The following is a 17,316-nucleotide window of genomic DNA, read 5'->3' as shown; positions in this document are numbered from 1 at the left end:
CTCACTCCTCCCTAGCCGCTGATGTCACCGCCGCCATCTCGCCGCCGGGCTGCGGCAGGGTCATGATGTAGGCCACCACGTCGCTGACCGCCTGCTCGTCGACCAGCACCTGGGCCATCTCGATCATCTGGTTGCCGTAGGGATCCTCGCGATGCCGCCCGCGAATCCCTTGCCGGAAGTTCTGCAGCTGGCGCTCCAGGTACCAGTCCGGCATGCCCGCCAGCCGCGGGCCGTTGGTGGCGCGGATGCCCTGCCCCTGCTGGCCATGGCAGTTGGCGCAGGTGCGATAGCGGCGTGCGCCGCGCTCGGGGTCGCCGGCGTCCAGGCTGGCCTGAAGCGGCCGCTCGGGCAGGGTTTCGATATAGGCCGCCACGTCGGCAATCGCCTGGCGGTCGGGCAGCATGCTGGCGAAGGGACGCATCTGGATGCCGTAGATGTCCTCTTCGTGGGTACCGCGAGCCCCGCTGCGGAACAGCTCGAGCTGACGCTCCAGGTACCAGGCGTCGAGCCCCGCCAGCTTGGGTGCATTGAGGGCCTGATTGCCCTGCCCTTCGGCGCCATGACAGGCGGCACAGCTGGTGTAGCGCGCCTCGCCTGCCTCGGGGGACCCCGGCGCGCGTTCGGCGAGTTCGGCATAGGTGGGCTGCTCGGCGAGCCAGGCGTCGAAGGTCTGCTGTTCGACCACTTCGATGCGCCCACGCATGGCGAAATGGGCAATACCGCACAGCTGGGCACAGACGATCTCGTACTCGCCGAGCTCGGTGGGCGTGAACCAGAAGTAGGAGGTCTGCCCCGGCACCATGTCCATCTTGGCGCGGAAGTTGGCCACCTTGACGTTGTGCAGCACGTCCTTGGAGCGCAGCACCATCTTCACCGGCCGGTCCACCGGCAGCAGCAGGTGTGGCGCGGTAATCAGGATGTCGTCCTGGCCCACCGGATCATCGATCAGACCGAAGGGGTTGCGCTCATCGATAAAGCGATTGTGGGCCGAGCCGAAACGGCCATCTTCCCCCGGGAAGCGGAAACTCCAGTGCCACTGCTGGCCCACCACCTCGACCTGATGGGCATCCTCAGGAGGGGCCACGAAGGATGCCCAGACCACCAGGCCGGGTGCCAGCAGGCCGGCAATGCCCAGCGTGGTGAGGCCGGTCAACCATATCTCCAGCGACTTGTTCTCCGGGTCGTACTGGGAACGGCGGCGCTTGTTGAAGCGGTAGCGCACGATCACATAGGCCAGGAACAGGTTCACCGCCAGGAACACCGCGCCTGTGACCCACAGGGTGATCTGGATAGTGTCGTCGATCGCTCCCCAGTTGGAGGCCAGCGGGGTGAGATACCAGGGACTGAAAAAGAAGAACAGCACCGAACCCACCGCCAATACGATGACTGCAATCGCAATTGCCATCGGCTGCCCCCTTGCCTACGCCTGACTATATTGTCAGCCAGCCATCAGACTTATTTATGTAACGACTGGCATTAGTTACCTTTTCTATATATCTACCCGGGCAATATACTAATTCGCTACTAGCAAGTCGCGGAAAGTAATAATAGCGACATTAATCTTAAACCCCGGTACCACAGTGATGGCGTCGCTCTTCCGCTGTCACCTTATCGATGATCACCTCGGGGTGGTGGCGATGAATCGCCGAGTAGACCTTCGACTCGCGCTCGTTGGAGACGTCCACCATCATCAGAAAGGCGCCGCGTTCGATCTCCTCCTCGTACTTGTCGACCTTCACGTCGTGAACCGAAACGCCGATCATGGTGCTGGTCCAGACCCCGAACAGGCCGCCGAAGACACCCATGCCGGCGATCACCACGCTGATGCCGATGTCACCGAACCCCTCGCCCAGCACGTAATAGACCAGCACCCCGAGCGCACAGCCCAGCGGAATGCCGAACAGCAAACCACGCAGGGCAGCGTGCCCCACATCGGAGGTCTGGCGCAGGGTGGCATTGTTGACGCCGCGCTCCTTGAGGTGCACCCAGTCGCGCCCGGTAACGTGCACTTCATTCTGGGACAATCCCAGTTCTTCCAACTCATGGGCGATATTGACCGTAGTATCCAGGTCGGGGGTAAGAAAATAGAGGCGCTGCATGACGTGCCCTCCTTGATCGGGTGCGGGCGACGCAACGCGACCTGGCGCACCGTGAACTAGTGCAGTCGCTTACTTGATAATTCATCCCTAAACCATCACGGCGTCATATATGACCCGCTTAGTTGGATTTGTCTTTATCAAGGTTGTCTATATATTACATTCGAGCAAGTTTCTTTTATGTCGATTATGACTAAGCAAGCTCATCGCTGATGCATCAGGATGAAAACGCCGCCACTGACGGGTAAACTGCCGATCACCGATAGCCGATCGACCACCACTCGACACAGGACCCGGCGCCGACCATGGGCAGCTCCCCTCCGCTCTATCTGCAGATCCAGCAGCACCTGCTGGAGAACATTCATGGCGGCATCTGGCCGGCTCATCATCAGATCCCCCCAGAGGAGCAGCTGGCCCGCGACTTCGGCGTCAGCCGCATGACCGCCAACAAGGCGATTCGCGACCTGGTGCAGCAGGGCTACCTGACCCGGCAGCCGGGCCTCGGCACCTTCGTCACCGACCGCAAGGCGGAGTCATCGCTGGTCGAAGTGCATAACATCGCCGAGGAGGTGCGCAGCCGCGGCCACGCCTACACCAATCAGGTGCTCGCCAGCGACGCCATCGCCGCCGACGATGAGGTCGCCCTGCGCCTCGGCGTGCGTCTCGGCACCCAGGTCTTCCATACCCTGATCGTGCACTGCGAGAACGCGATACCGATCCAGCTCGAGGACCGCTACGTCAACCCGCGCTGGGTGCCCGACTACCTGGCCAACGACTTCTCGCGGCATACCCCCAACGAGGTGCTGGTGGCGGCCTGCCCGATCACCGATATCGAGCACGTGGTCGAAGCGGTGCTGGTGGATGCCGCCACCGCCGGCCATCTCGACACCGAGACCAGCCGCCCCTGCCTGAGCATGATCCGCCGCACCTGGTCCGGCGAGCATCTGATCAGCTATGCCCGGCTGATTCACCCCGGCGAGCGCTACAAGCTGCGCTCCTCGGTGCACCGCAACGGCAGCTGACCCTGCGCCGTGCGAGGCACTGCGGCCGAGATCAGGCCCGGCCGCAGTCAAGCGACAAGGGCGGGACGTCTCACCCCCCGGAGAGCGCCAGGGCCAGATACCCCGCCGGCACCGCCAGCAGCAGGCTCAGCGCCACGCGCATGAACCACACCGCCACGATGCGCGCCACCGATAGCGGAATACTGGTGGAGAGGATGCAGGGGATCGACGCCGAGAAGAACAGCACCCCGGATACCGACACTACCCCGGCGGCAAAGCGTGCCACGAACTCGGCCTCCGCCATCAGTAGCGCCGGCAGGAACATCTCGGCGAGCCCCGCCGCCGAGGCCTGGGCCAGGGCCGCACCGTCATCGAGCCCCCAGATCGCCACGAACGGATAGAACAGCCAGCCCAGCCACTCGAACAGCGGCGTGTACTTGGCCAGCAGCAGGCCCAGCAACCCCACCGACATGATCGACGGCAGAATGCTGATCGCCATCACCAGTCCTTCGCGCACGTTGAGCGCCACGCTGCGGTGCAGGCCCGGTGCCTGCTCGGCAACCCCGAGCCCAGTCTGCCAGGCGGTGGAAAGCCGCTTGCCGGGCAGCGCCTCGGGCTCGCCGTCCGACTTTCTATCGTCCATCCGCGACAGCGGCGGCAGGCGCACGGTCACCGCGGTGACGATGAAAGTAATCGCCAGGGTCAGCCAGAAGTAGAGATTCCATACGCTCATCAGGTCGAGGGTGCGGGCGACGATGATCATGAAGGTCGCCGAGACCGTGGAGAAGCCGGTAGCGATGATCGCCGCCTCCCGCGCCGAATACTGCCCCGCCTGATAGACCCGGTTAGTGATCAGCAGGCCAATCGAATAGCTGCCGACGAAGGACGCCACCGCATCGATGGCGCTGCGCCCCGGGGTCCGCCACACCGGGCGCATGATCGGCTGCAGCAGCACGCCAATCAGCTCCAGCAGTCCGTAGCTGATCAGCAAGGCCAGAAACACCGCGCCGATCGGTACGATCAGCCCGACCGGGATCACCAGCCGCTCGAACAGGAACGGCAGCATGTCGGGTTCGTGCAGGAAGCCTGGCCCCCAGCCGGTCATCGCCATCAGCGCCGCGGCTACCCCGGCAATCTTCAACACGCTGAAAATGCGCTCGGTAAGACTGCGATTCCAGTAGCCCTTGACCAGCGGATAGGCGGCACCGGCCACGATCAGCGCCAGAGCGTAGAAGCCGCTCAGGTCGCCTAGCAGGCTACGCGCCCCGGTGACCATATGGTCGAGCAGGATGGTGGTATTGCCGGCAATGGTCACCGGCACGAAGAAGATCAGGATGCCCAGCGCACTGGGCAGAAACAGCTTGAGCACGGTGGCGGGCCGGGCGGTTGCCCTGGGACGGCCCTCATCGGTCGCGGTGTGATGGTCTGACATGGGGAGTGGCTCCCTCTGGTTGTCTGATTGGCAGTAGCGGAAATCGCACGGACGGCAAGGACGCCGACAATATGTATATACAATACGCCGTCGCTTCGCGCCAATCCCGTCGCCTCTCAAGCGACTATACTTTGGTCTTACCAAGCCCGCGTAGGCGCGTTGATGGGGCGCAACGAAAAGAAATAAAAAACTTTAATATCAATAATATAAAAATATATTGATCATCTCATGTGCAAGACGCACCAACGACATGCCGACATCGGCCTTGACGTCGCCAGCGCGTCCGGCTAAATGTATATACAAATACGCCACTCAAGCAGGAGGCCCCATGCCAGGCACCCAGCCAACCGCCATGCTATGGCGCGACGTCACGCTCTTCGACGGCCATCGCAGCCACCCCGAGCCGATGGCGGTGATCGTCGAGGGCAAGCGTATCGCCCAGGTGATGCCAATGGCCCAGGCGGACGACGCACGGCTTGCCGCGTACCGCGAAATGGCCCGCGGCGGCGTGATGACCCCCGGCCTGGTGGACTGCCATACCCATCTGGTGTTTGGCGGCTCGCGGGCCGATGAATTCGAGCAGCGCCTCGAAGGCGTCAGCTACGAGGAGATCGCCCGCCGCGGCGGCGGCATCCTCAGCACCGTCAACGCCACCCGCGCGGCCAGCGAGGATGAACTCTTCGCCGCCGCGCGGCCGCGCCTCGAAGCACTGATGGCCGAGGGCGTGACCACGGTGGAGATCAAGTCCGGCTACGGCCTGACGGTCAGCGACGAGCTCAAGATGCTGCGCGTGGCGCGTCGCCTGGGCGAGGCGCTGCCGGTGCGAGTTATCACCACCCTGCTCGGCGCCCACGCCCTGCCACCCGAGTTCAAGAACGATAGCGACGGCTATATCCGCCTGGTCTGCGAGGAGATGATCCCCGCCGCGGCCGCCGACGGCCTGGCCGACGCCGTCGACGTGTTCTGCGAGAAGATCGCCTTCTCGGTGGCCCAGTGCGAGCAGGTCTTCGCCGCCGCCAAAGAGCACGGCCTGGCCCTCAAGGCCCACGCCGAGCAGCTCTCCAACCTCGGCGGCAGCGCCGCCGCGGCGCGCTTCGGCGCCCTATCCGCCGACCATATCGAATACCTCGACGAGGCCGGCGTGACCGCCCTCCGCGATGCCGGCAGCGTCGCCGTGCTGCTGCCCGGTGCCTTCCACACCCTGCGCGAGACCCAGCTGCCGCCCATCGACGCCCTGCGCCGCGCAGGCGTGCCGATGGCCGTGGCCACCGACGCCAACCCCGGCAGCTCACCGATCTTCGACCCGACGCTGATGCTCAACTTCGCCTGCACCCTGTTCCGCCTTACGCCTCAGGAAGCCCTGGCCGGCATGACCGCCCACGGCGCACAGGCGCTCGGACTCGCCGAACAAGGCCTCGGCCGCATCCAAGCCGGCGCCCCGGCGGACCTCTGCCTGTGGAGCGCCGACACCCCGGCGGCCCTCGCCTATGCCGTGCAGCCCGGCCGGCTGCGCCAGCGAGTCTTTAACGGCGAGGTGACCCATGGCTAACGCCATCGATATGTCGGCTTGGGCCGGCCGCGAGGACCCCGAGGCCGACAGCCTGCGCTGGCATCAAGCGATCCAGCCACTGATGCCGGACAGCCCACCTGGCGTAGCCCTGCTGGGTTTCGCCTGCGATGCCGGCGTGGCACGCAACAAGGGGCGTATCGGCGCCGCCAAGGGGCCTCGTGCGCTACGTCGCGCCCTGGCACCGCTGGCCTGGCACCGCCAGGCGCCGGCCTATGACGCTGGCGACGTGACCTGCCACGGCGATACCGACATGGAAGCCGCCCAGGCGCGCCTCGCCGAGCGGCTGGCTGCCCTGATGGCGTCGGGCCAGCGCCCCATCGCCCTCGGCGGCGGCCATGAGATCGCCTTTGCCAGCTGGTCCGGGCTGGCCCGCCACCTCGACGCCAGCGGCGAAGACAAGCCGCGGGTCGGCATCATCAATCTCGATGCCCACCTCGACCTGCGCGACCCGGCGCATGTGCGCTCCTCCGGCACGCCCTTCGCGCAGATCGCCGAGGCCTGCGAGGCCCGCGGCTGGCCGTTCCGCTACGCCTGCCTGGGGGTGAGCCGTGCCGCCAATACCCGCGCGCTGTTCAACCGCGCCCGGGAACTGGGCGTGCTGGTGCGCGAGGATCGCGACTTCCAGCCAACTAGGCTCGAGGCCATCCAGCGCGACCTGGAGCGCTTCATGGCGCGCTGCGACCACCTCTACCTGACCATCGACCTCGACGTGCTGCCCGCCGCCGAGGCCCCCGGGGTCAGTGCGCCAGCGGCCCGCGGCGTGACGCTGGCGCAGCTCGAACCGCTTATCGAGGCGGTACGCGACAGCGGCAAGCTGCGCCTCGCCGACCTCGCCGAGCTCAACCCCGACCACGACATCGACCAGCGCACCGCCCGTTCGGCGGCGCGCCTGATCCATCAACTGACCCTGGATTGACCTCAGAGGAGACCGCCATGAACAGCCACCAGACCTTTGACCCGCGCCACGACGCCAGCCGCCGGATCGCCGCCCCCACCGGCAGCGAACTCAGCTGCAAGAGCTGGCTCACCGAAGCCCCCATGCGCATGCTGATGAACAACCTTCACCCGGACGTCGCCGAGCGCCCCGAGGACCTGGTGGTCTACGGCGGCATCGGTCGCGCCGCCCGCGACTGGCAGTGCTTCGATACCATCGTCGAGACCCTCAAGCGCCTCGAGGACAACCAGTCGCTGCTGATCCAGTCGGGCAAGCCGGTGGGCGTGTTCGAGACCCACAAGGACGCCCCGCGGGTGCTGATCGCCAACTCCAACCTGGTGCCGGCCTGGGCCAACTGGGAGCACTTCAACGAGCTGGATAAGCAGGGCCTGATGATGTACGGCCAGATGACCGCCGGCTCGTGGATCTACATCGGCTCCCAGGGCATCGTCCAGGGCACCTACGAGACCTTCGTGGAAGCCGGACGCCAGCACTACGACGGCAAGCTCAGCGGGCGCTGGATCCTCACCGCCGGCCTCGGCGGCATGGGTGGCGCCCAGCCGCTGGCGGCGACCCTGGCCGGGGCCTGCTCGCTGAATATCGAGTGCCAGCAGACCAGCATCGACTTCCGCCTGCGCACCCGCTACCTGGACGAGCAGGCCGACGATCTTGACGACGCCCTGGCGCGCATCGAGCGCTACACCGCCGAGGGCAAGGCGGTCTCCATCGGCCTGTGCGCCAACGCCGCCAATGTCCTGCCCGAGCTGGTCAAGCGCGGCGTGAAGCCTGACATGGTCACCGACCAGACCAGCGCCCACGACCCGCTGCACGGCTACCTGCCCGCCGGCTGGACCTGGGACGAGTATGTGGCCCGCGGCAAGCGCGAGCCCACCGCGGTGGTCAAGGCCGCCAAGCAGTCCATGGCGGTGCACGTACAGGCCATGCTCGACTTCCAGCAGATGGGCGTGCCGACCTTCGACTACGGCAACAATATCCGCCAGATGGCCCAGGAAGAGGGCGTGGAGAACGCCTTCGACTTCCCCGGCTTCGTGCCGGCCTATATCCGCCCGCTGTTCTGCCAGGGCATCGGACCGTTCCGCTGGGTGGCGCTGTCCGGCGACCCGGAAGACATCTACAAGACCGACCAGAAGGTCAAGGAGCTGATCCCCGACGACCCGCACCTGCACAACTGGCTGGATATGGCCCGTGAGAGAATCTCCTTCCAGGGCCTCCCCGCGCGGATCTGCTGGGTCGGCCTCAAGGATCGCGCCCGCCTGGGCCAGGCCTTCAACGAGATGGTCGCCAATGGCGAACTCAAGGCGCCCATCGTGATCGGCCGCGACCACCTCGACTCCGGTTCGGTGGCTAGCCCCAATCGCGAGACCGAGGCGATGATGGACGGCAGCGACGCCGTTTCCGACTGGCCGCTGCTCAACGCCCTGCTCAACACCGCCGGCGGCGCCACCTGGGTCTCGCTGCACCACGGCGGCGGCGTCGGCATGGGCTATTCACAGCACGCCGGGGTGGTGATCGTCGCCGACGGCAGCGATGACGCCCACGCCCGCCTCGGCCGGGTGCTGCGCAACGACCCGGGCACCGGGGTGATGCGCCACGCCGACGCCGGCTACGATATCGCCAAGCAGTCCGCCCGCGACAACGGCCTCGACCTGCCGATGCTGGATAAGTAAGCGCGCCTCGACGTGCGGCGCGATGAGCGCCGGGGACAAGGCGAAGCGAGGGTTTTTTGCCATGGATGGCAAAAGTAGCGCCCAGGGATGGGTTTACAGCGCCCTCGCGGAGGCTTGTTGCCGGCAAAGCTCATCGCTTCAGCTGCCAACGCCTGATGCGCTGAGCGCCGGAACAGCTCCTAACCAGTCAGCAAAGAACGCACCTTAAAAAGAGATTCACCGCATGCCACATCTCGAGATCCACCCCGGCAAGATGACCCTGGCCCAGGCGCGCCAGGTCTTCGAGGCGCCCATCCAGGTGAGCCTGCCCGACAGCGCCAATGCCGCCATCCAGCAAGGCGTCGACTGCGTCAACCAGGTCGTCGCCGAAGACCGCACCGTCTACGGCATCAACACCGGCTTCGGCCTGCTGGCCCAGACCCGCATCGAGCACGAGCACCTCGAAGACCTGCAGCGCTCGCTGGTGCTGTCGCATGCCACCGGCGTCGGCCCGGCCATCGACGACGCCCTGGTGCGGCTGATCATGGTGCTCAAGGTCAACAGCCTGGCGCGGGGCTACTCCGGCATTCGCCGTGAGGTGCTCGACGCGCTGATCGCCCTGGCCAACGCCGAGGTCTACCCGCATATCCCGCTCAAGGGCTCGGTAGGCGCCTCCGGCGACCTGGCGCCGCTCGCCCATATGAGCGTGGTACTGCTCGGCGAAGGCAAGGCCCGCTACCGGGGCGAATGGCTGCCCGCCCGCCAGGCACTGGAGATCGCCGGCCTGCAGCCCATCGCCCTGGCCCCCAAGGAGGGTCTGGCGCTGCTCAACGGTACCCAGGTCTCCAGCGCTTATGCGCTTAAGGGACTATTCGACGCCGAAGACCTCTACGCCGCCGCCACGGTCTGCGGCGCGCTGACCGTCGAGGCCACGCTCAGCTCACGCTCGCCCTTCGACCCGCGCATCCACGACGTGCGCGGCCAGCAGGGCCAGATCGATGCCGCCGCGGCCTACCGTCACCTGCTCGGCGAGCGCAGCGCACTGAGCGACTCCCACGTCGACTGCGGCAAGGTCCAGGACCCCTACTCGCTGCGCTGCCAGCCCCAGGTGATGGGCGCCTGCCTGACCCAGCTGCGCCAGGCCGCCGAGGTGCTGGCGGTGGAGGTCAACGCGGTATCCGACAACCCGCTGGTGTTCGCCGAGCAGGGTGACATCATCTCCGGCGGCAACTTCCACGCCGAGCCGGTGGCCATGGCCGCCGACAACCTGGCGCTGGCCATCGCCGAGATCGGCTCGCTCACCGAGCGGCGCGTCTCTCTGATGATGGACAAGCACATGTCCCAGCTGCCGCCCTTCCTGGTCGAGAACGGCGGGGTCAACTCCGGCTTCATGATCGCCCAGGTGACGGCGGCGGCCCTGGCCAGCGAGAACAAGGCGCTGGCGCACCCGCACAGCGTTGACAGCCTGCCCACCTCGGCCAACCAGGAGGACCACGTCTCCATGGCGCCGGCCGCCGGCAAGCGGCTGTGGGAGATGGCCGACAACGTGCGCGGGATACTCGCCATCGAGTGGCTGGCGGCCTGCCAGGGCCTCGACTTTCGGATTCAGGACGGCGAGCGGCTGACCAGCACCGCGGCGCTGGAGCAGGCCCGCAGCGCACTGCGCGAGCGCGTCAGCTACTACGCCAAGGACCGCTTCTTCGGCCCCGATATCGAAGCCGCCAGCGAGCTGCTGGCAGCGCGCAGCTTGAGCACGCTAGTGCCCGCCGGTATGCTGCCCAGCGCTCGCTGAGCCGCCGTGATTTACCCCCGCGGTGCCTGGCCGCGGGGCTCGTCATCCCTGCTCAATCCAACCACAAGAGTGCTTCATGAATGCCATCGTTCTGGCCATCCTGGTGATGGTCTCCCTGAGTCTTGCCCGGGTTTCCGTGGTCTTCGCGCTGATCGTCGCCACCCTGGTCGGCGGCCTGGTCGCCGGCATGCCGCTGGGCGAGATCCTCGACGCCTTCAACGACGGGCTCGGCAACGGCGCCACCATCGCGCTCTCCTACGCCGTGCTGGGCGCCTTCGCCGTGGCGCTGTCGCGCTCGGGCATCACCGAGCTGCTGGCCAACCGCGCCATCGCCGGCCTCAACCTCGACAGCGACGGCGGCAATCGCCGCCTGGTGGCCTACACCCTGCTCGCCGCGCTGCTGGCCGCCGCGGTCAGTTCCCAGAACCTGATCCCGGTGCATATCGCCTTCATTCCGGTGCTGGTGCCGCCGCTGCTCAAGCTGATGAATCACCTCAACCTCGACCGCCGGGTGGCGGCCTGCGTGATCACCTTCGGTATTACCGCCCCCTATATGCTGCTGCCGGTGGGCTTCGGGGCGATCTTCCTCAACGATATCCTGCTCGCCAACCTCAACGAGAGCGGTGCCGCGCTGGGCCTCGAGGTGACCCGCGGCATGGTGCCCATGGCGATGCTGATTCCGATCGGCGGCATGGCGCTGGGCCTGGCCGTGGCGGTGCTGTTCAGCTATCGCAAGGGGCGCCGCTACGAGGACCGTGACCTGGCCCACGGCGACGAGACACCCGCCGAGGCGGCACGCCATCTGGCGCCCTGGCAGAAAGCCGTGCTGGCGGCCTCGCTGGTGGGCACGGTGGCGGTGCAGCTGGTGACCGGCTCGATGGTGCTGGGCGGTATCTTCGGCTTTGCGCTGCTGTCGGTAAGCGGGGTGTTCCGCTGGCACGAGCAGGACGGCATCTTCACCGAAGGCATGCGCATGATGGCACTGGTGGGGTTCATCATGATCACCGCAGCGGGCTTTGCCAGCGTGATGCAGGCCAGCGGCGAAGTGGAGGGCCTGGTCGCCGGCTCCGCCGAGCTGATCGGCGACAACAAGGGCCTGGCCGCGCTGGTCATGCTGCTGGTGGGGCTGTTCATCACCATGGGCATCGGCTCGTCGTTCTCGACCATCCCCATCATCGCCTCGCTCTACGTGCCGCTGGCACTGGGCTTCGGCTTCTCGCCGATGGCCACCATCGCCCTGGTCGGCACCGCCGCGGCGCTGGGTGACGCCGGCTCGCCGGCCTCGGACTCGACCCTGGGCCCCACCGCTGGCCTCAACGCCGACGGCCAGCACGACCATATCTGGGACACCGTGGTGCCGACCTTCCTGCACTACAATATCCCGCTGATCGCCTTCGGCTGGGTCGCCGCCATGATCCTGTGATTCGAGGCTGGCCTTAACCCATCCCACAGCAGGCCTTGAACTTGCGACCGCTGCCGCACAGGCAGCGGTCGTTGCGGCCGGGCTTCAAGCGGGTCACCCCGGGACGCCCGTCCAGGTAGTACCAGCGACCATCCTCGCGAACGAAGCGCGACGCCTCCTCCAGCACCGCCCAGCGCCGCCCCTCGCGGAAGGTCGCGCGGAAGTGCACATGCCCCTGCTCACCCGAGGCCCCGCTCTCCAGCACCTCGAGCCGCACCCATCGGGTCGTGTCGTCGTCGGGCAGGCTCGCCGGCCGCGTGTCGGGGTGCCAGGTCTCGAGCAGGTAGTCGTCGCGCTTCAGCACGAAGGCGCTGAAGCGCGAGCGCATCAGCGCCTCGGGAGTGGGCGCCGGCGTGCCCGCATGGTAGCGCCCACAGCAGCCCTGATAGTCCTGGCCATCACCACACGGACAGGGGCGTTGCTCGGCCATTTGCCACTCTCCTCGCTGTTCTACGCTTGAAAAGCCGCAGTCTGCCATGCCTGGATCACCTTGGCATGGCTTGATATGGATCACTGCAGCGCAGCATTGTCTATGCTACACCTGCTTATCATCGATTCCCGACAAGGAGGCCAGGATGCCTGACCAGCCGTCGACTCGCTCTGCCAACGTTACCAGTACTGCCTGGCATGCCCTTTCCGCGGAGGATGCCCTGTCCGAGCTCGACAGCCAGGCCGAGGGGCTCAGCGACGCCGAGGCCAAGCAACGCCTCGAACACTATGGTTCCAACCAGCTCCAGCAGGCCGAGGGCCGCCCCTGGTGGCGGCGCCTGCTGGAGCAGTTCAACAATATCCTGATGATGATCCTGCTGGTGGCGGCAGTGGCCAGCCTGGGCCTGGGTCATACCCTCGACGCCGCGGCCATCGTCGGCGTAGTGGTGATCATCGCGCTGATCGGCTTCGTCCAGGAAGGCAAGGCCGAGCAGGCGCTGGACAGCATACGCAACATGCTCTCGCCCCAGGCCAAGGTACTGCGCGGCGGCCAGCGCCAGACCATCGACGCCGAGGCGCTGGTGCCGGGTGACATCGTGATGGTCGAGAGCGGCGACCGGGTGCCCGCCGACCTGCGCCTGATCGAGGCCAAGCGGCTGCGCACCGAAGAGGCCGCGCTGACCGGTGAGTCGACCCCGGTCGACAAGCAGCTCGAGCCGGTCGACGCCGACAGCGAGCTCGGCGACCGCACCGCCATGGCCTATGCCAGTACCATCGTCGTGCAGGGCACCGCCCGCGGGCTGGTGGTGGAGACCGGCACGCGCTCGGAGATCGGCCGTATCTCCGAGATGCTGCGCGGCGTCGAACAGCTCAAGACCCCGCTGCTGCGCCAGATCGACCGCGCCGGCCGAGTGCTGGCGCTGTTCATCCTCGCCGCCGCGCTGTTCACCGGGCTGTTCGGCATGCTGGTCCACGGTCAGCCCCTCGGCGACATGTTCATGGCCGCGGTGGGCCTGGCCGTCGCAGCGATCCCCGAAGGCCTGCCGGCAATCGTCACCATCGGCCTGGCGCTCGGCGTACAGGCCATGGCCAAGCGCAACGCCATCATCCGCCGGCTGCCGGCAGTGGAGACGCTGGGCTCGATCTCGACGATCTTCTCCGACAAGACCGGCACCCTGACCCGCAACGAGATGACCGCCCAGGCGATCTGGCTACCCGACGGCGAGATCGGTATCGAGGGCGTCGGCTTCGCGCCAGAAGGAGACTTCCATGGCGTGGTCGACGACCGGCAAATGGAGGACGCGCTGGACCTCGATCAGCAGCCGGCGCTCAAGCATTTCCTCAAGGTCGGGGTGCTGTGCAACGACGCCGAGCTCGCCGAGGAGGAGGGCCGCTGGCTGATCCACGGCGACCCCACCGAAGGCGCGCTGGTGGTGGCCGCGGCCAAGGCCGGCATCGAGGCCCGCGACCTGCGCGGCGACCACCAGCGCCAGGACGCCATCCCCTTCGAGTCGGAACGCAAGTACATGGCCACCCTGCACCAGCTCGACGGCGAGCCGCGCCTGCTGGTCAAGGGCGCGCCGGACCGCCTGCTGGAGATGTGCCACCGCCAGCGCGGTGCTGACGGTGACAGTGTCGAACTCGACGCGCAGGCGTGGGAAGCGCGCATCCACGACCTCTCCGCCCGCGGCCTGCGGGTACTGGCGCTGGCCGAAAAGACACTCCACGACGTCGATGAACTGGCCGATGAGCACGCCGAGGAGGAGCTGGTGCTGCTGGGGCTGGTGGGGCTGCTCGACCCGCCCCGCGACGAGGCGATTCGCGCCGTCAAGCAGTGTCTGGCGGCCGGCATCCGCCCGGTGATGGTCACCGGTGATCACGCCGTGACCGCCCGCGCCATCGCCCAGCAGCTGGGCTTCGCCCACACCGAGCGAGCGCTGACCGGGCGCGAGGTCGAGGCGATGTCGGACGCCGAGCTGGAAGACTGCATCCTCGAGGTCGACGTCTTCGCCCGCGCCGCCCCCGAACACAAGCTGCGCCTGGTCAAGGCGATGCAGGCCCGCGGCGGGATCTGCGCCATGACCGGCGACGGGGTCAACGACGGCCCGGCACTGAAGCGTGCCGACGTCGGCGTGGCGATGGGTATCCAGGGCACCGAGGCGGCCAAGGAGGCCGCCGAGATGGTGCTCGCCGACGACAACTTCGCCACCATTGCCGGCGCGATCGAGGAGGGCCGCAAGGTCTACGACAATATCCGCAAGACCATCACCTTCCTGCTGCCGACCAACGGCGGCCAGGGCCTGGCGATCATGCTTGCAGTGCTGGCCGGCACCCTACTGCCGGTGACCCCGCTGCAGGCGCTGTGGGTCAATATGGTGGTGGCGGTGACCCTCGGCCTGGCGCTGGCCTTCGAGGACGCCGAACCCGACATCATGGCCCGCCAGCCGCGCGATGCGGACGCCGCGCTGCTCGATATGTTCCTGCTGTGGCGGGTGGTGTTCGTATCAATGCTGCTGCTTGCCGGAGTATTCGGCATGTTCAGCTGGATCATGGCCCAGGGCGGCAGCGAGGAGCTGGCGCGCAGCGGCGCGGTAAACATGCTGGTTACCGGCAGCGCCGCCTACTTGATCAACAGCCGCTACCTGATCAACAGCTCGCTGTCCTGGCAAGGCGTCTTCGGCAGCCGGCCGGTATGGATCGCCATCGGCCTGGTGATGCTGCTGCAGCTGGCCTGGACCTACCTGCCGTTCATGCAAGTCATCTTCGCCAGCGCCGCGCTGGGCGTGAACCACTGGCTGATGATCGTAGCCGCCAGCGTGGCGCTGTTCCTGATCGTCGAGGGCGAGAAATGGGTGCTGCGCCGCCGTGGGCGCCACGCCCAACCGGCGACGGCCGGTTGAACCTCGGCCGGTGACAAAACTGCTACTGTTGAAATAACGAAACGCTCATAAACTTGGGCAATAGCGAAAATAACAGAGCAGGGAGAGCCGGCGTCGATGAGCGCTAACGCAACGGATCAGGAAGTCACACGACGTGGCAGGATCATCCAGGCGATGCACTTTGCCGCCACCCGGCTGCTGCGCGCCGGTGACGATAGCGACGCTCAGCAAGCGGTGTTGGCCCGCCTCGGCGAGACCATGGACGTCAGCCGGGTGTACGTCTTCCAGCTATACCGTGATGAACATCGCGGCTTGCTGGCCAGCCAGCGGCTGGAGTGGGTGCGGGCCGGCGTCATCGCTCAGATCGATAACCCTAGTCTTCAGCACATGCCCCTCGACGCAATTGGCAACGGCCGCTGGACGCGGCAGCTCGAGCGAGGCATGGCGATCACCGGGCGGGTTCGCGACATGCCGGCGCTGGAGCAAGACTTTCTCTCACCCCAGGGCATCCTGTCGCTGGCGGTAATGCCGATCCAGGTGGATGACATCCTGTGGGGCTTTATTGGCTTCGACGATACCGATGAAGAGCGCGAGTGGTCGGGCATCGAGCTCGACGCCCTGCAGATGGTCGGCGACGTGCTCGGCGCCAGCATGGCCACCCACCGCGTGCGCCGGCAACTCAACGAGCTGGCCTACTACGACGCCCTGACAGGCCTGGCCAATCGCACCCTGTTCGTGGAGCGTGCGCGCCACGCCCAGCGCCGTGCCAAGCGCTTCGGCCGCAACCTGGCGGTGCTGCTGCTCGACCTCGACCGCTTCAAGGTCATCAACGAGACCCTCGGCCACCGGCTAGGCGATGAGCTGCTGCGCCAAGTCAGCCAGCGCCTGCTGCATGGCCTTCGTGCCGTCGATACCGTGGCCCGCTTGGGCGGCGACGAGTTCGTGATCCTGCTCGAGGATCTGATGATTCCCCAGGACGCCATGATCATTGCAGGCAAGCTGCTCGAGCACTTCAAGCAGCCCTTCATGCTTGGCGACCAGCCACTCTTCGTCACCACCAGCCTGGGTATCAGCGTCTACCCCAGCGACGCAGACGATATCGTCGAGCTGCTCGAATACGCCGAGGCCGCGATGTACCGCGCCAAGGCCCGCGGCCGCAACTGCTACGACTTCTATACCACCGAATTGACCGCGGCCGCCCAGGCCCAGCTGTTACTCGAGACCGAGCTGCGCTACGCCCTGGAGCGCGGCGAGTTCGTGGTTCACTACCAGCCGATCGTGGCCACCGCCAGTGGACACATCACTGGTGCCGAGGCGCTGGTGCGCTGGCAGCACCCTGTTCGCGGCCTTGTCGCCCCGGGGCTGTTCCTGGATGCCGCCGAGAGTGGCGGCCTGATTGGCGAAATCAGCCAGTGGGTGCTGGAACGGGCCTGCACCCAGGTCGCCTACTGGCTCGACCAGGGCCTGTCCCTGGAGCGACTGGCGGTCAACCTGGCCGGTGCCCAGATCGATGGCGGCGAGCTGGTGGCCTCGATCGAGCATGCGCTGAAGGTCAGCGGACTCAGCCCAGATAAGCTAGAACTCGAGGTCACCGAGACCTTTATCATGCAGCACGCCAAGCGTGCCATCGAGGCCCTCGACCTGCTCAAGGAGAAGGGCATCAGCCTGGCAATCGACGACTTCGGCACCGGCTATTCGTCGCTCAGCCACCTCAAGCAGCTGCCGATTCACAAGCTCAAGATAGACCGCTGCTTCGTCCGCGACATCCCCGGCGGCGCCAACGATGCCGCCATCGCCCGCGCGATCATCGCCCTCGGCCACAGCCTGGGACTGACGGTGACCGCCGAGGGCGTCGAGACCCCCGAGCAGCTCGGCTTCATGTCCGCCGAGGGCTGCGATGAGATACAGGGCTACCTGATCAGCCGTCCGCTGCCGGCCGACGCCTTTGCTCGCCTGCTGGCTGGCCCTGCACCGCTCTCGCCTCCGCCCACCCCAACGGTCTAGCAGCATTATTCATGATTGCAATTTGAAATCGTTATTCATTTTCAAAACAA

Annotated in this window: 12 protein-coding genes; 8 read left to right on the top strand and 4 right to left on the bottom strand. The window is 66.6% G+C overall.

The window, feature by feature from the left end; translation table 11 throughout:
- Window position 1: 1 nt before the first annotated feature.
- Both QC821_RS16130 and QC821_RS16125 read right to left on the bottom strand, forming a co-directional pair.
- Window positions 2–1,405, bottom strand: coding sequence for a c-type cytochrome (locus QC821_RS16130; protein WP_309723713.1), 1,404 nt, complete (start codon window positions 1,403–1,405; stop codon window positions 2–4).
- A 157-nt stretch (window positions 1,406–1,562) separates the two neighbouring features.
- Window positions 1,563–2,099 carry a cytidylyltransferase family protein gene (locus tag QC821_RS16125; RefSeq protein WP_309723712.1) on the bottom strand — a complete coding sequence of 179 codons (537 nt, stop codon included), beginning with the start codon at window positions 2,097–2,099 and terminating at the stop codon, window positions 1,563–1,565.
- Between the two features lie 302 nt (window positions 2,100–2,401).
- On the opposite strand from QC821_RS16125, the gene hutC reads away from it, so the two are divergent.
- Entirely contained in the window at window positions 2,402–3,118 is a 717-nt protein-coding gene (hutC, locus tag QC821_RS16120) for a histidine utilization repressor (protein ID WP_309723710.1), read from the top strand.
- 70 nt (window positions 3,119–3,188) lie between these two features.
- Here the strand turns inward: hutC and QC821_RS16115 are convergent, their stop codons facing one another.
- Entirely contained in the window at window positions 3,189–4,529 is a 1,341-nt protein-coding gene (locus QC821_RS16115) for a YjiH family protein (protein ID WP_309723709.1), read from the bottom strand.
- 328 nt (window positions 4,530–4,857) lie between these two features.
- Here QC821_RS16115 and hutI point away from each other — a divergent pair, with 328 nt between their 5' ends.
- From hutI to QC821_RS16090, 5 genes are all read left to right on the top strand, one after another.
- Complete coding sequence (gene hutI / locus QC821_RS16110) at window positions 4,858–6,078, top strand: imidazolonepropionase (RefSeq protein ID WP_309723707.1); 1,221 nt, start codon at window positions 4,858–4,860, stop codon at window positions 6,076–6,078.
- Complete coding sequence (gene hutG, locus QC821_RS16105) at window positions 6,071–7,015, top strand: formimidoylglutamase (RefSeq protein WP_309723706.1); 945 nt, start codon at window positions 6,071–6,073, stop codon at window positions 7,013–7,015. Before hutI ends, hutG begins: the two co-directional genes overlap by 8 nt.
- 17 nt (window positions 7,016–7,032) lie before the next feature.
- Window positions 7,033–8,721 (top strand): urocanate hydratase, encoded by a 1,689-nt coding sequence (gene hutU / locus QC821_RS16100; protein WP_309723704.1) that lies wholly within the window; start codon window positions 7,033–7,035, stop codon window positions 8,719–8,721.
- 223 nt (window positions 8,722–8,944) lie between these two features.
- Entirely contained in the window at window positions 8,945–10,492 is a 1,548-nt protein-coding gene (gene hutH / locus QC821_RS16095; protein ID WP_309723703.1) for a histidine ammonia-lyase, read from the top strand.
- 76 nt (window positions 10,493–10,568) lie between these two features.
- Complete coding sequence (locus QC821_RS16090; RefSeq protein WP_309723702.1) at window positions 10,569–11,915, top strand: Na+/H+ antiporter family protein; 1,347 nt, start codon at window positions 10,569–10,571, stop codon at window positions 11,913–11,915.
- Window positions 11,916–11,928: 13 nt separating this feature from the next.
- Here QC821_RS16090 and QC821_RS16085 read toward each other — a convergent pair whose 3' ends face one another.
- Complete coding sequence (locus QC821_RS16085) at window positions 11,929–12,384, bottom strand: YchJ family protein (RefSeq protein WP_309723700.1); 456 nt, start codon at window positions 12,382–12,384, stop codon at window positions 11,929–11,931.
- A 145-nt stretch (window positions 12,385–12,529) separates the two neighbouring features.
- Between QC821_RS16085 and QC821_RS16080 the strand changes: the two genes are divergently transcribed.
- Together QC821_RS16080 and QC821_RS16075 are read left to right on the top strand one after the other, a co-directional pair.
- Window positions 12,530–15,283, top strand: coding sequence for a cation-translocating P-type ATPase (locus QC821_RS16080; RefSeq protein ID WP_309723698.1), 2,754 nt, complete (start codon window positions 12,530–12,532; stop codon window positions 15,281–15,283).
- Between the two features lie 96 nt (window positions 15,284–15,379).
- The gene (locus tag QC821_RS16075; protein WP_309723696.1) at window positions 15,380–17,266 is read left to right on the top strand and encodes a putative bifunctional diguanylate cyclase/phosphodiesterase; all 1,887 of its coding nucleotides are present in this window, start codon (window positions 15,380–15,382) and stop codon (window positions 17,264–17,266) included.
- The last annotated feature ends 50 nt before the right edge of the window (window positions 17,267–17,316 follow it).

It is taken from the genome of Franzmannia qiaohouensis (assembly GCF_031451695.1).
Classification (GTDB): Bacteria; Pseudomonadota; Gammaproteobacteria; order Pseudomonadales; family Halomonadaceae; genus Franzmannia; species Franzmannia qiaohouensis.
This window is presented reverse-complemented; position numbering and strand designations above follow the sequence as displayed.